We start from the raw sequence: 12,850 nt of genomic DNA, 5'->3' as shown, positions 1-12,850 counted from the left end.
CCTTCGGGAGACACCCCATGACGACGCGCGACGAAGCGGCACGCGAAGCCGCCGCACTGAGCGAACAGCTTCACCGGCACGCCCACCTCTACTACGTGCTCGACACGCCCGAGCTGCCGGACGCGGAGTACGACAAGCTCTTCCAGCGCCTGCAGGCCATCGAGGCCGAGTACCCCGACCTGCGCACGCCCGATTCGCCGACGCAGCGCGTGGGCGGCAAGGTGCTCGACGGTTTCGTCAAGGTGCGCCACAAGGTGCCGATGCTGTCGATCCGTACCGAGACCGACATCACGCCCGGCGGCGCGAGCGCCTTCGATGCGCGCGTGCGCAAGGAACTGGGCTTGCCCGAGGACGGGCCGCAGGTCAGCTATGTCTGCGAGCTGAAGTTCGATGGCCTAGCCATGAACCTGCGCTACGAGAACGGCGTGCTGGTGCAGGCTGCCACGCGCGGCGACGGCGAGGTGGGGGAAGACGTCACGCAGAACATCCGCACCGTGCGCGAGATCCCTCTGCGGCTCAACGGCACGGCGCCGCCCGTGGTCGAAGTGCGCGGCGAGGTCTACATGAAGCGTGCCGATTTCGACGCGCTCAACGAGCGCCAGCGCCAGAAGATTGCGGACGGGCAGAAGAACGAGAAGGTGTTCGTCAATCCACGCAACGCCGCGGCTGGCGCGGTGCGTCAGCTCGATCCGGCGATTGCCGCGGCGCGGCCCCTGAGCTTCTTTGCCTACGGGCTGGGCGAGGTCACGCCGGCGGCCGAAGGCGGGCCAGATTGCCCGACGCAGTTCGACTGGCTGCAGCAGTTCCACGCATGGGGCTTCCCTGTGGCGACGCAGACGGCACGAGCTACGGGTGCTATCGAACTCATAGCATTCCACGAAAACATCGGGCGCCAGCGCGATGCCTTGCCCTACGACATCGACGGCGTTGTCTACAAGGTCGACAGCATCGAGTTGCAGCGGCAACTGGGCTTTGTCTCACGCGAGCCGCGCTGGGCCGTGGCCCACAAGTACCCGGCCCAGGAGCAGCTGACCGAAGTGGTCGGCATCGAGATCCAGGTCGGGCGCACCGGCAAGCTCACGCCGGTGGCCAAGCTCGCGCCGGTATTCGTCGGCGGCGTGACCGTGACGAACGCCACGCTGCACAACGAAGACGAAGCGCGCCGCAAGGATGTGCGCGTAGGCGACACGGTGATCGTGCGTCGCGCCGGCGACGTGATTCCCGAAGTGGTCGGGGTGGTGCCCGAAAGCCTCGCAAAGCCCGAGGGCGAGCGCGGTGCGCAGTTCACCATGCCGCACAAATGTCCTGTGTGCGATTCGGAGGCCGTGCGCGAAGAGGGCGAGGTCGACTACCGCTGCACTGGCGGCCTGTTCTGTGCGGCGCAGCGCAAGGAAGCCATCCTGCACTTCGCGGCGCGGCGTGCGGTCGACGTCGACGGCCTTGGCGACAAGCTGGTCGAGCAACTGGTCGATGCCAACCTGATCCGCACCTTGCCCGATCTCTACAAGCTGGGCTTCACCACGCTGGCCGGGCTGGAGCGCATGGCCGAGAAGTCGGCGAAGAACCTCGTCGATGCGCTCGAAGCCTCGAAGAAGACCACGCTGCCGCGCTTCCTGTTCGGCCTTGGCATTCGCCACGTGGGCGAGACCACCGCGAAAGACCTGGCCAAGCACTTCGGCAAGCTCGACGCGATCATGGACGCGACCGAAGAGCAATTGCTCGAAGTGAATGACGTTGGCCCGGTGGTGGCGCAAAGCCTGCGCACCTTCTTCGACCAGCCGCACAACCGCGAAGTGGTCGAGCAGCTGCGCGCCTGCGGACTGACATGGGAAGAGGGCGAGCCGGCCACGCGTGCCCCGAAGCCTTTGGCGGGCCTGACCTTCGTCATCACCGGTACCCTTCCTACGCTGAGCCGCGACGAAGCGAAGGATAAATTGGAGGCGGCCGGTGCCAAGGTTTCCGGCTCCGTCAGCAAGAAAACCCATTACCTCGTGGCCGGGGAAGAGGCCGGGAGCAAGCTCGACAAGGCACGTGAGAACGGAGTCGAGATCATCGACGAGGCGCGTATGCTGGAGATACTCGCCAACGGTGTCCCGGCAGAAGACGCGGGCGAGTGAGCGGGGAAACGTGACGGCAGATCCTCTTTACCGGCCGTTACGCGACTTCATCGCAGCGCAGTCAACAGGGTCTACAACCTGGCGTTGAAAGCTAATTGAAGGCCACAAGGAGAGTCCCTCATGCAAAAAATTCGAGTTCTCGGTGCCTGTGTTGCACTCGGCGGCGTTGCGCTGCTGAGCGGCTGCGTGGGCGTGCCTGCCGATCCCTACTACGGCGGGGGCTATTCGTCGGGGCCTTACTACAGCGAGCCTGCGCCCGTGGTCGTGGCGCCTGCGCCGGTCTACATCAACGGTGGCGGCTACTACGAGCGCCGTCCGTATTACGACGGTGGTCGTCCTTATTACGGCCGCCCGGCTTATCCGGCCGTGCGTCCGGGCTATCCGGCGGCGCGTCCGCCGAACTGGGGCGGTGGCCGGCCTCCGGCCGTGGTGCGACCGCCGATTGCAGGTGGCGGTCCCGGCTCCATCCCGACTCAGCCGCGCGGCAATGCGCGCTTCTGGACCTCGCCGGACTCCAAGACGCAAAGCCCTCCCTGACCCCGCCAGGGACGAACGAAGGCGCGAGGCTGTCGCGATAATCCCGCCATGGCCATCCGCGAAATCCTTAAGATGGGCGACCCCCGGCTGCTGCGCATCGCGCAGCCGGTAGCTGCCTTCGACACCGACGAACTGCACCTGCTGGTGCGCGACATGTTCGAGACCATGCATGCGGTCAACGGTGCCGGCCTAGCTGCGCCGCAGATCGGCGTGGACCAGCAGCTCGTGATCTTCGGCACCGATGTCGTGAACCCCCGTTATCCCGATGCGCCGCCGGTGCCGCGCACCGTGCTGCTCAATCCCGTCATCACGCCGCTGGACGACGAGGAAGAAGAGGGCTGGGAAGGGTGCCTGTCGGTGCCGGGCCTGCGCGGCGTGGTGCCGCGCTTTGCCAACATCCGCTATACCGGGTTCGACCCGTACGGCGACCCGATCGACCGGGTCGCCACCGGCTTTCATGCGCGCGTGGTGCAGCATGAAGTCGATCACCTGCTGGGCAAGCTCTACCCGATGCGGGTGCGCGATTTCTCGCGCTTCGGCTACACCGAGGTCCTGTTTCCGGGCCTCGATGCAGCCGACGACGACTGATTGAACCTGATCAGTTGTATTTGCTGCTGAGCGCGAAGCGGCCACCGCCCATGAAGGCGAGAGCCAGCGCCGCGAACAGGAACATGCCTTGCAGTTCCAGCGCCCAGCCGCCTTGCTTGCCGAGCGAGGTCAGGTCCTTCATGTGGACCAGCGCGAATGCCACCAGCATGTTGATGACCACGATCCACGCCGCAGGACGCGTGTAGAGGCCGATGATCAGCAGCACGGGCGCCACCACCTCACCGATGTAGACCAGATAGGCCAGCGCGCCCGGCAGCCCGTGCTGGGCCAGCATGCCGGAGATGAAGCCGACGCCGCCTTGCAGCTTGGCGATGCCGTGCAGCAGGATCAGGACGCCAAGCGAAACGCGCAGGATGAACTTGCCGGTGTCGTCGGATTTGACCATTTGTGTGGATTCCATTGGAGTGGTTGATTGGAGGGCCGTATGGTAGTGAACCTGCGACGCTTCGAGCCAGCTTTTGCGGCGCATATGCATCCAACCCGGAGTTCTTTGGCAGAGTCTGGTGTCGGCCCGTACACTGCCTTTTGCCTACTGTTGAGGAGAACACACCAATGAACAATCGATTCCGCCCGGCCCTGCTCGCAGCCGCCTCTGTCATCGCCTTGGCCGCGGCCGCACCGGCCTTCGCCGGCAAGACGCTCGACGCGGTCAAGCAGCGCGGCACCGTCAAGTGCGGCGTGACCAACGGCGTGGCGGGCTTTTCCGCACCGGACACGCAGGGCAACTGGTCGGGCCTCGACGTCGACACCTGCCGCGCCATCGCAGCCGCCGTGCTCGGCGACGGCAAGAAGGTCGACTTCGTGCCGCTCAACTCGCAGCAGCGCTTCTCGGCCCTGCAGGCCGGCGAGATCGACATCCTCGCGCGCAACACCACCTGGACGCTCACGCGCGACGCCTCGCTGGGCTTCAACTTCACCACCATCACTTACTACGACGGCCAGGGCTTCCTGGTGCCGAAGAAGCTCAAGGTGACGAGCGCCAAGCAGCTCAAGAACGCGACCATCTGCACGCAGTCGGGCACCACCAACGAGAAGAACGTTTCCGACTACTTCCGTGCCCAGAACATCCCGGTGAAGACGGTCGTCTTCGAAAGCTTCGAAGCCTCGTTCAAGGCCTTCTTCTCGGGTCGCTGCCAGGCCTTCACGACCGACGCCTCTGCGTTGGCCGGCCTGCGCAACAAGGAAGCGCCGAACCCCGACGACTACATCATCCTGCCCGAGCTGATCTCCAAGGAGCCCCTGGCGCCGCTGGTGCGCCGCGGCGACGACGAGTGGTTCGCCATTGCCAAGTGGGTGCCCAACGCGCTCATCGAGGCCGAGGAATTCGGCGTCACCCAGGCCAATGCCGACGAGCTCAAGGCCGGCAGCAAGGATCCGGCGCAGCAGCGCCTGGTCGGCACCGGTGAAGACCTCGGCAAGCTGCTGGGCCTGGATAAGGACTGGTCGTTCCGCGCAATCAAGGCCGTGGGTAACTACGGCGAGATGTTCGAGCGCAACGTCGGTCCCAAGTCGGTGCTGAAGCTGCCGCGCGGCTCCAACAACCTCTGGAGCAAGGGCGGTCTGATCTACGCACCCCCGGTTCGATGAACGGCGGGGCCTCGCGCCGCGGGGTCTGGCTGGCGTGGGCCGTCCAGGCACTGCTGGTGCTGGCCGTGGTGGCCGGCGCGGTCTGGGTGGTGCACCATGCGCTCGAGGTGCTTCGCGCGCGCGGGGTTCGCTCGGGCTTTGACTTTCTCACCGAGCCCGCGGGCTTTTCGATCAGCGAAGGTTGGCTCGATTTCGATGCGAGCCAGCCGTTCTGGCGCGCCTTTCTCGCGGGCCTGATCAACACGGTGCGCGCGGCCGTGCCGGCGGCGATCTTCTCGGTCGTGCTCGGCACGCTCATCGGCATCGGACGGCTCGCGCCGCACGTGCTGCTGCGCGGCATCTGCACCGCGTACGTCGAACTGCTGCGCAACGTGCCGCTGCTGGTGCAACTGCTGATGCTGGCCTTTGCCATGGCCAACCTGCTGCCCGACCCGACCGAGCCGGTTCGGCTGCTGCCGGGTGTGTGGCTGAGCAAGGGCGGGCTCAGCGTGCCGTGGCCCATGGTGGGCGAGGGTGGTCTGCATTTCGAGTTTCCCGAGCGCGGTGACTTCGGCGTGAGCGGCGGCGCGGCGCTGAGCCCCGAGTACGTGACCATCGTCGCGGGCCTGAGCTTCTATTCGGCCGCCTTCGTGGCGGAAATCGTGCGCGCGGGCATCCTGTCGGTGTCGCAGGGACAGGTGCTCGCGGGGCAGGCGCTGGGGCTGTCGCCGGTGCAGCAACTGCGCATCGTCGTGCTGCCGCAGGCGCTGCGGGTGATCGTGCCTTCGCTCACCAACCAGCTGTTGAGCCTTACCAAGAATTCGTCGCTGGCAGTGGCCGTGGGCTATCCGGAACTGGTGTCGGTGGCCAACACCACCATCGGCTCGAACGGCCGTGCCTTCGAGTGCATCGCGATCATCATGGCGGTCTACCTGCTGCTGTCGCTGCTGATCTCCTTCGGCATGAATCGCTACAACGCGCGCGTTGCATTGCGAGGCTGGCGATGAGAAACGTTGCACAAGGCCCCATCGCATGGCGCAGCGAACTCTGGGGTTCGCCGCTGCGCTCGCTTGCCACGGTGCTGCTGCTGGCGCTGCTGGCGTGGGGCGGCTTCCACGTCATTGAATGGGGCATCGTGCATGCGGTGTTCCGGGCCGACGCCGAGGCCTGCCGTGCTGTTCAACATGGCGCCTGCTGGGGCGTGGTAGCCGAGAAATGGCGGCCGATGTTGTTCGGGCGCTTTCCGTATGAGGAGCAGTGGCGGCCTGCGATCGCGGTGGTCGTGCTGTCCGCCGTCACGATGCTCAGTGCGTGGCCGCGCAGCTGGCGCTGGTGGCTGGTGCCGCTGTGGGCCGTCGCATTGCTGCTGTTCGTGCTGTTGATGCGCGGCGGCGTGCTCGGCCTGGCCCAGGTGCCGACGAGCCGCTGGGGCGGCCTGCCGTTGACCATCGGGCTCGCGGTGGTGGGGCTGGCGCTGGCCTTTCCGCTGGCCTTGCTGCTGGCGCTGGGGCGTCGCTCGGGCTGGCCCGTGGTGCGCACGCTGAGTGCGAGCTACATCGAGCTGGTGCGCGGCGTGCCGCTGATCTCGGTGCTGTTCATGGCCTCGTTCCTGCTGCCGCTGCTGTGGCCGGCCGGATGGCAGCCCGACGTGCTGGTGCGGGTGCTCGCGGGCCTCGTGCTGTTCGTGGCTGCCTATCTGGCGGAAATCATCCGCGGTGGCCTGCAGGCCGTACCGCGCGGACAGACCGAAGTGGCCATGGCGCTGGGCTTCGGCCGCTGGCCGGTGCAGCGCGACATCGTGCTGCCGCAGGCGCTGCGCCTCGTCGTGCCCGCGCTCACCAACAGCGTGGTCGGCACGTTGAAAGACACCTCGCTCGTCACCGTGGTCGGCCTGTTCGAGCTGACCGGCGCGCTGGGGCTGGCGCTCGGCGGCGATCCGACGTGGCGGCCGTTCTACCTCGAGGGCTATCTCTTCATCGCGGCCGTGTACTGGGTGCTGTGCTTCGGGCTCTCGCGCTACAGCGTGTGGCTCGAAAAACGGCTCTCGGCCGCGCCCTGAGCCGGACGCCGCCGGGCTCCTGTACACTCCGGGCCTTCATGTCGAGCCACAACTCCCACTCCGCATCCAACGCAGCCCTGATGGCTCGCATGATGCCGCCTGCCTCCGCGCAGGCGATGGTTGTTGCTCGAATGATTACCACCATTACCACCGCGGTCACCTGACACGCGCAGGTGGCCGTTCCGGCAGCCACCTGGTGTATCGCTCTCTCCCCGAACGAATGAACCCAGCTCTGGCAGCTGGGTTTTGTTTTTTCGTCTGGAGATGTCCATGTACCGCGATCCCGTTGAATCCCTCGAGCCCCTGCACAGCCGCCCTGCGGCCATTCGTACCCTGCGCGTGGGGATGATTGGCATCGGCACCGTGGGCTCCGGCACCTTCCGCGTGCTGGCGCGCAACCGGGCCGACATCGCGGCGCGGGCCGGCCGTTCGATCGAGCTTGTGATCGTCGCCGCGCGCAACCTGCAGCGGGCCGCCGGCATCGTGGGAGAGGGCGTTCCGCTCACGGCCGACGCGATGCATGTGGCCACGCACCCCGATGTCGACGTGGTGGTGGAAGTGGCAGGCGGTACCGGCCCGGCGCGAGACTGGGTGCTGGCTGCCATCGCACACGGCAAGCACGTGGTGACGGCCAACAAGGCCCTGCTGGCAGTGCACGGCACCGAGATCTTTGCGGCCGCGCGGGAGAAAGGCGTGGTCGTGGCCTACGAAGGGGCGGTGGCCGTGAGCATCCCCATCATTAAGGCGCTGCGCGAAGGCCTTGCGGCCAACCGCATCGAATGGGTGGCGGGCATCATCAACGGCACCACCAACTTCATTCTGAGCAAGATGCGCGACGAGGGCCTCGACTTCGCCGCCGCGCTCGCGCAAGCACAGGCGCTGGGCTACGCGGAAGCCGACCCGACTTTCGACATCGAAGGCATCGACGCCGCCCACAAACTGACCCTGCTCGCGGCCAACGCTTTCGGCATGCCGCTGCGCTTTGCCGACGCGCAGGTGGAAGGCATCACCGCCCTGCAAGGGCTGGACGTGGCTTGTGCCGAACAGCTCGGCTACCGCATCAAGCTGCTGGGCGTGGCGCGGCGGCAAGCATCTGGCGTCGAACTGCGCGTGCAGCCCGCGCTAGTACCCGCAGACCACCTGATGGCGCACGTGAAGGGCTCGATGAACGCCGTCATGGTCAAGAGCGACGCGGCTGGCCTCACGATGTACTACGGTGCGGGCGCTGGCTCGGAGCAGACAGCTTCGGCCGTGATCGCCGACCTCGTGGACGTGGCGCGGCTCGATGGCGTCGACGCCTCGCAGCACGTGCCGCACCTGGGCGTTCACGCGCATGCGACGAATGCCTTGTCGGTGCTGCCGCGCGCGGCCGTCGATACCTCGCACTACCTGCGCGTGCCGGTGCACGCGGTCGGCCAGATCCAGGCGGTCACGGCCTGTCTCGCAGCGCAGAAGGTGCCCGTGCGGCAAGTCGCGCTGGCGGCCGAGTGCACCGGCGCGGGACCGCAGGTGCTGGTGCTGACCGGGCCGGTGGTGCAGGGCGCGCTCGACCTCGCGGTGCATGCGCTCCAGGCGCGGAACGAAGTGGCCGGCCCGGTGGTCACGCTGCGCGTGGAAGCGTTGGAAGGCTGATCAAGCCGCCCGGATCTGCAACCCCAGCGCGACCGCATCGCGCTGCGGCGCCCGGGTGGCCAGGCTCACCACCACGACCACGGCCGCATTGATCGCCATCGCGATCAGCCCAGCTTCCCACTGCGGCACCGCGGTCGCCCAGAACTTCGCCGCGAACGGCGCCAGCAGCGCGACGAAGCCCGCGACCAGGCCGGCCAGCACGCCGATGGCGCTCGTGCGCTTCCACAGGAACCCGAGGAACACACCCGGCGCGAGCATGCCGATGGCCGAATAGGCGTCGAGCAGGATCTTCACCAGCGAGCCCTTCTGGCTGATCGACAGCCACACCGCAATCGCCGCGAACACCACCAGCGAGCCGCGCGAGAGGGCCAGCGACCCGCGCTCGCCCAGCCCCGGGCGAAACGGCCGCACCACGTTGCGCGTGAAGATCGAGCCCGCCGTCAGCAGCAGCAGCGAACCCGGCGCCAGCGCCAGCAAAAAACCCGTGCCCGCCAGCAGCCCGACCGTCCAGGCCGGGTAGCGGTCCGACACGAACTGCAGCAGCGCCGCGTTCAGGTTGCCGCCCGGCGGTTGCGTGTTCGCCAGCAGGGCCGCGAAGCCGAGCAGGATGATGAAGAAGTAGGCCAGCGAATACAGCGGCTGCCAGATCGCGTTGCGCCGGATGGCGGTGGCGCTGTGCGCCGTGTACGACATCTGGAACAGGTGCGGAAAGACCCAGTTGCCCAGCGCGATGTTGATGGCCGAGGTCATGAGCCAGATCGCCGTGGTGGGGGAGGTGGCGTCCAGCCCCGGGAACTTGCCGATGCCCGGGTGCTTGGCTTCCGCCATCGAGAACAGGTCCATCAGCGAGGCCGCGCCGACCTTGCTGGCCACCGTCACGCTCAGCAGCACCACGACGACGACCATGAGGATGTCTTTCACGCCGGCTGCGAAGGCGGCGGAGCGCACGCCGGCCGCGAACACGAAGGCGATCATCAGCGCGCCCGCGCCGATGGTTGCGGCTTCGCTCGAGATGCTGTTGCCCAGCGTGAGCTGCACGATCAGCCCGAGGCTCACGAGCTGGATCTGCACATACACGACCAGTGACGCGATGCCCACAACGCCGGTCAGCACGCCGAGCCAGGGCGCGTCGTAGCGCGCGGCGAAGAAGTCCGATTGCGTGAGCAGCCCGCGCAGTCGTCCCGCGCGCCAGATCTTCGGCATCAACCAGTAGCCGACCGCGTAGCTCATCGAGACGGAACAGAACGCGAGGTACGCGGGAGCTCCCAGCGCCCAGGCGTAGCCCGAGATGCCGAGCACCGCGAAGGTCGTGTAGACCTCGCCCGCATTCATGAACCAGAACACGAGCGTGCCGAGGCTGCGGCCGCCGACGGCCCAGTCCGCAAAGCTCTTGCCGTGGCGCGTGCGGCGGCCGTAGGCCATGGCGCCTGCCACGGTGGCGAGCAGGATGGCGAGGACGATTGCGAGTTTCATGCCGCGCCATCCTTGTCGTTCTTGCCAGCGTCTTCGGCCTTCAGGCTCCTGTCGAGGAAGTCGGCCTCTTCGGTCTCGACGCCGGCCCGGGCGTCGAGACCGAAGACGATCGCGATCACCACGCTCGTGAGCACGATGCCCGCCATCTGCCAGAACATGGGAAAGGGCATGCCGAAAGGCCTGGCCGCGATGTCGTTCACCGCCGGCGCGAGGCAGGCCTGCCAGACGAAGGGGAAGACCAGCAACCATCGATGGCCGAGGCGGGGTGAATCGCTGCTGCGCGCGGGAGGGGTGTCGACCATCTCTCTGCTCCTGTAAAGTGATACTGCACAAAAACTGGCTGGAGTGTGCAATCGGATTGTCAAAAAGCGCAAGCTAGATTTCAGCCATTGCCCGAAGAAATGCCAATGCACGAATGTGACGCGAGTGCACCATTGACGTGCAGTCACACAGCACATACCATCGCCACCCAATGAAGCCACACTGCACAGACAACGGAGCGATCGGATGATCGGCGAGCGATTGAAAGAGCTACGGACCGTGCGCGGCCTGTCCTTGCGCGAGCTCGCGGCCCAGGCCGGTGTGTCGGCCACGCTGCTCAGCCAGATCGAGCGCTCGGTCACCGACCCGAGCCTCGAAACCATGCGCCGCCTGGCCGGCGTGTTCGGCGAATCGGTCTCGTCGTTGTTCTCCGAGCCCGCGCCGCCCTCGGTGTGGATCAGCCGTCCGGGCGAACGCTCGCTGCTCACCGCGCCCAAGGGGCAGGTCGGGTACGAGCGCCTGACAGCCGGCAATGGCCAGCTCGAAGTGCTGCGTGCCGTGCTGCAGCCGGGCCAGGTGTCGGCGGACGAACCGCGTGGCCATGCATCGACTGAGTGCGTGTACGTGGTCGCGGGCGCGCTGGTGGCGCAGATCGCGGGCGTCGACTATCCGGTGCTGGCGGGCGAGAGCATCTCGTTCGACTCGCGCCTGCCGCATCGCTACCTGAACCAGTCGCAGGCCCCGACCGAAATCATCCTGTCGGTGACACCGCCCAACCCCTGAGCACCCGAGGCACATGATGAACCCCGACCCCAGTTTCACGCTCCACGACCTGCGCGTCGAAGTCGTCGCACCGGAAGGCGCCCGCATCTACTGCGGCGCCAAGGTGGGCGACTATTTCGAGCTGCGCGGCGAGATGCTGCATCTGCCCGAGGGGCAGGGCTTCTCGATCTATTCGCTGGGCGCCTTGTTGCCGCTGCTGGCCGCCAAGCAGCGGCCGACCGACGCGAACGACTGGATGAGCACCGACGCCGAGGTGGCCTGCCCTGATCCGAACTGCCCCTCGCGCTTTCGCATCACCCGCATGGGGCTGCGCACTTTTCGCCACGCCGACACCACGGCGGTTGTCCATCCATCGAACGAGTCTTCATGAATCCCTTGCAGCATTCGCACCATCGCATCGAGCTCGCGCCCGGCTATGAAATTTCCCGCCTGCTGAAGGGCGGATGGCAGCTGGCCGGTGGCCACGGCGACGTGGATCACGCAGGTGCCATCGCCGACATGGCGGCCTACTACGACGCCGGCATCACCACCTTCGATTGCGCCGACATCTACACCGGCGTGGAAGAAATGATCGGCGAGTTCCGCGCCGACTACCTGCAGCGCCACGGCCCCGACAGCCTCTCGCAGCTGCGCGTGCACACCAAGTTCGTGCCCGACCTCGCCATCCTGCCGACCATCGACAAGCGCCAGGTCGAGCAGATCATCGATCGCTCACTCAAGCGCCTGCGCATGGAGCGGCTCGACCTCGTGCAGTTCCACTGGTGGGACTATGGCGTGCCGCGCTATCTCGAGGTTGCACACTGGCTCCTGGAACTGCAGCGCGCCGGCAAGATCGACCGCGTGGGCGGTACCAATTTCGACACGGCGCATGTGCGTGAACTGGCCGACGCCGGCGTACCGCTCTTCAGCATGCAGGTGCAGTATTCGCTGCTCGACCAGCGGCCCTTGCCGCTGATGACGCCGTACTGCGAGCAATCAGGCATGAAGCTGCTGTGCTACGGCAGCGTGGCCGGCGGCTTCCTCTCGGAGCGCTGGCTCGGCGTGAGCAATCCGGGCCAGTCGTTCGAGAACCGCTCGCTGGTCAAGTACAAGCTCATCATCGACGACTTCGGCGGCTGGGACCTGTTCCAGCAACTGCTGGTGCAACTGAAGCAGATCGCGCTGCGGCATGGCGTGTCGATTTCGACCGTGGCGATGCGCTGGGTGCTGCAGCAGCCGTCCGTCGCGGCAGTGATCGTCGGCGTGCGGCGCGGCGACCACCTGGCGGATCACCTGAAGGTGCTTGACCTGCAACTCGACGCGGCCGACCTTGCGTCGCTGGATGCGGTGCTCTCGCAGCGCAGCGCGCCGAGCGGCGACGTCTACGCCGTAGAGCGCGACCTCGAAGGCCGCCATGGCCGGATCATGAAGTACGACCTGAACGACAAACCGCATTGAGTTCGGCGTAGCCGGTGAGCGGGTCGTGCGTGCGCGCGAACTGCCAGTCGGGCAGCACGGCGACGAGGATTTCCGCCGTGGTGCGCACTGTGCATCCGGGCGCTGCATGGCCGCCGAAAACTCGGCCCTCGGCATCCGACACGCTGATGTGAAGATGCGAGCCGTCCGGCGACAGGCTGCCCGCCAGCGTGAGGATTTCCAGGTCGCCTTCGATGCGCGCCGCGTTCTCTGCGCCTGCAAACCGGATGCTCGCGCCGCTCAGGCTGCCGATGCCCGAGACCACGAACGCTGCGTCGGCACCGCCTTGCTTCAACGCCGAATCGAGCGAGGAGCGCAGGTCGTCGCCGGGGTTCAGCCGCAGCACCAGCGTCTGCAT

Annotated in this window: 14 protein-coding genes; 10 read left to right on the top strand and 4 right to left on the bottom strand. The window is 66.8% G+C overall.

Going from position 1 to position 12,850, the window contains the following annotated elements:
- Positions 1 to 17 precede the first annotated feature (17 nt).
- The 3 genes from ligA (at position 18) to def (ending at position 3,242) form a co-directional block, all read left to right on the top strand.
- Positions 18 to 2,117, top strand: coding sequence for an NAD-dependent DNA ligase LigA (gene ligA / locus ACTG4X_RS18985; RefSeq protein WP_440531629.1), 2,100 nt, complete (start codon positions 18 to 20; stop codon positions 2,115 to 2,117).
- A 120-nt stretch (positions 2,118 to 2,237) separates the two neighbouring features.
- The gene (locus ACTG4X_RS18980; protein WP_093056932.1) at positions 2,238 to 2,654 is read left to right on the top strand and encodes a hypothetical protein; all 417 of its coding nucleotides are present in this window, start codon (positions 2,238 to 2,240) and stop codon (positions 2,652 to 2,654) included.
- 48 nt (positions 2,655 to 2,702) lie between these two features.
- On the top strand, positions 2,703 to 3,242 hold the full coding sequence (gene def, locus ACTG4X_RS18975; RefSeq protein WP_056590568.1) for a peptide deformylase: 540 nt from the start codon (positions 2,703 to 2,705) through the stop codon (positions 3,240 to 3,242).
- A 10-nt stretch (positions 3,243 to 3,252) separates the two neighbouring features.
- Here the strand turns inward: def and ACTG4X_RS18970 are convergent, their stop codons facing one another.
- A complete protein-coding gene (locus ACTG4X_RS18970) occupies positions 3,253 to 3,648 on the bottom strand; it encodes a DoxX family protein (protein WP_093073981.1) in 396 nt (131 codons plus the stop codon).
- A gap of 167 nt (positions 3,649 to 3,815) precedes the next feature.
- On the opposite strand from ACTG4X_RS18970, the gene ACTG4X_RS18965 reads away from it, so the two are divergent.
- From ACTG4X_RS18965 to ACTG4X_RS18950, 4 genes are all read left to right on the top strand, one after another.
- Positions 3,816 to 4,850, top strand: coding sequence for an amino acid ABC transporter substrate-binding protein (locus ACTG4X_RS18965; protein WP_093173339.1), 1,035 nt, complete (start codon positions 3,816 to 3,818; stop codon positions 4,848 to 4,850).
- Positions 4,847 to 5,836, top strand: coding sequence for an amino acid ABC transporter permease (locus ACTG4X_RS18960; RefSeq protein WP_093056928.1), 990 nt, complete (start codon positions 4,847 to 4,849; stop codon positions 5,834 to 5,836). Before ACTG4X_RS18965 ends, ACTG4X_RS18960 begins: the two co-directional genes overlap by 4 nt.
- Complete coding sequence (locus tag ACTG4X_RS18955; RefSeq protein WP_097199174.1) at positions 5,833 to 6,888, top strand: amino acid ABC transporter permease; 1,056 nt, start codon at positions 5,833 to 5,835, stop codon at positions 6,886 to 6,888. Before ACTG4X_RS18960 ends, ACTG4X_RS18955 begins: the two co-directional genes overlap by 4 nt.
- Before the next feature lie 270 nt (positions 6,889 to 7,158).
- Positions 7,159 to 8,520, top strand: coding sequence for a homoserine dehydrogenase (locus ACTG4X_RS18950; RefSeq protein ID WP_440531628.1), 1,362 nt, complete (start codon positions 7,159 to 7,161; stop codon positions 8,518 to 8,520).
- Here ACTG4X_RS18950 and ACTG4X_RS18945 read toward each other — a convergent pair whose 3' ends face one another.
- Positions 8,521 to 9,993, bottom strand: a complete 1,473-nt coding sequence (locus ACTG4X_RS18945) for a sodium:solute symporter family protein (protein WP_093056925.1) — start codon at positions 9,991 to 9,993, stop codon at positions 8,521 to 8,523.
- Positions 9,990 to 10,295: a DUF3311 domain-containing protein gene (locus ACTG4X_RS18940; RefSeq protein WP_440531627.1), complete on the bottom strand. Its 306-nt coding sequence runs from the start codon at positions 10,293 to 10,295 to the stop codon at positions 9,990 to 9,992. Before ACTG4X_RS18940 ends, ACTG4X_RS18945 begins: the two co-directional genes overlap by 4 nt.
- 205 nt (positions 10,296 to 10,500) lie before the next feature.
- On the opposite strand from ACTG4X_RS18940, the gene ACTG4X_RS18935 reads away from it, so the two are divergent.
- From ACTG4X_RS18935 to ACTG4X_RS18925, 3 genes are read left to right on the top strand one after another with little or no spacing between them, the layout of a single operon-like run.
- Positions 10,501 to 11,037: a cupin domain-containing protein gene (locus tag ACTG4X_RS18935; RefSeq protein ID WP_093056923.1), complete on the top strand. Its 537-nt coding sequence runs from the start codon at positions 10,501 to 10,503 to the stop codon at positions 11,035 to 11,037.
- A gap of 13 nt (positions 11,038 to 11,050) precedes the next feature.
- Positions 11,051 to 11,407 (top strand): TIGR04076 family protein, encoded by a 357-nt coding sequence (locus ACTG4X_RS18930; protein WP_093056922.1) that lies wholly within the window; start codon positions 11,051 to 11,053, stop codon positions 11,405 to 11,407.
- Positions 11,404 to 12,474: an aldo/keto reductase gene (locus ACTG4X_RS18925; protein ID WP_440531626.1), complete on the top strand. Its 1,071-nt coding sequence runs from the start codon at positions 11,404 to 11,406 to the stop codon at positions 12,472 to 12,474. Before ACTG4X_RS18930 ends, ACTG4X_RS18925 begins: the two co-directional genes overlap by 4 nt.
- On the opposite strand, the gene ACTG4X_RS18920 is transcribed toward ACTG4X_RS18925, so the two are convergent.
- Positions 12,440 to 12,850 (bottom strand): PPC domain-containing DNA-binding protein, encoded by a 411-nt coding sequence (locus tag ACTG4X_RS18920; protein ID WP_440531625.1) that lies wholly within the window; start codon positions 12,848 to 12,850, stop codon positions 12,440 to 12,442. The genes ACTG4X_RS18925 and ACTG4X_RS18920 overlap by 35 nt on opposite strands.

Origin of the sequence: Variovorax sp. YR566 (genome assembly GCF_051992195.1) — a bacterium.
Lineage (GTDB): Bacteria > Pseudomonadota > Gammaproteobacteria > Burkholderiales > Burkholderiaceae_C > Variovorax.
This window is presented reverse-complemented; position numbering and strand designations above follow the sequence as displayed.

Coding starts and splice junctions, on each gene's coding strand:
- ACTG4X_RS18965 (WP_093173339.1), top strand. CDS start 3,816: ATGAACAATCGATTCCGCCCGGCCCTGCTCGCAGCCGCCTCTGTCATC.
- ACTG4X_RS18935 (WP_093056923.1), top strand. CDS start 10,501: ATGATCGGCGAGCGATTGAAAGAGCTACGGACCGTGCGCGGCCTGTCC.
- ACTG4X_RS18945 (WP_093056925.1), bottom strand. CDS start 9,993: ATGAAACTCGCAATCGTCCTCGCCATCCTGCTCGCCACCGTGGCAGGC.
- ACTG4X_RS18960 (WP_093056928.1), top strand. CDS start 4,847: ATGAACGGCGGGGCCTCGCGCCGCGGGGTCTGGCTGGCGTGGGCCGTC.
- ligA (WP_440531629.1), top strand. CDS start 18: ATGACGACGCGCGACGAAGCGGCACGCGAAGCCGCCGCACTGAGCGAA.
- ACTG4X_RS18925 (WP_440531626.1), top strand. CDS start 11,404: ATGAATCCCTTGCAGCATTCGCACCATCGCATCGAGCTCGCGCCCGGC.
- ACTG4X_RS18920 (WP_440531625.1), bottom strand. CDS start 12,850: ATGCAGACGCTGGTGCTGCGGCTGAACCCCGGCGACGACCTGCGCTCC.
- def (WP_056590568.1), top strand. CDS start 2,703: ATGGCCATCCGCGAAATCCTTAAGATGGGCGACCCCCGGCTGCTGCGC.
- ACTG4X_RS18970 (WP_093073981.1), bottom strand. CDS start 3,648: ATGGTCAAATCCGACGACACCGGCAAGTTCATCCTGCGCGTTTCGCTT.
- ACTG4X_RS18950 (WP_440531628.1), top strand. CDS start 7,159: ATGTACCGCGATCCCGTTGAATCCCTCGAGCCCCTGCACAGCCGCCCT.
- ACTG4X_RS18955 (WP_097199174.1), top strand. CDS start 5,833: ATGAGAAACGTTGCACAAGGCCCCATCGCATGGCGCAGCGAACTCTGG.
- ACTG4X_RS18980 (WP_093056932.1), top strand. CDS start 2,238: ATGCAAAAAATTCGAGTTCTCGGTGCCTGTGTTGCACTCGGCGGCGTT.
- ACTG4X_RS18940 (WP_440531627.1), bottom strand. CDS start 10,295: ATGGTCGACACCCCTCCCGCGCGCAGCAGCGATTCACCCCGCCTCGGC.
- ACTG4X_RS18930 (WP_093056922.1), top strand. CDS start 11,051: ATGATGAACCCCGACCCCAGTTTCACGCTCCACGACCTGCGCGTCGAA.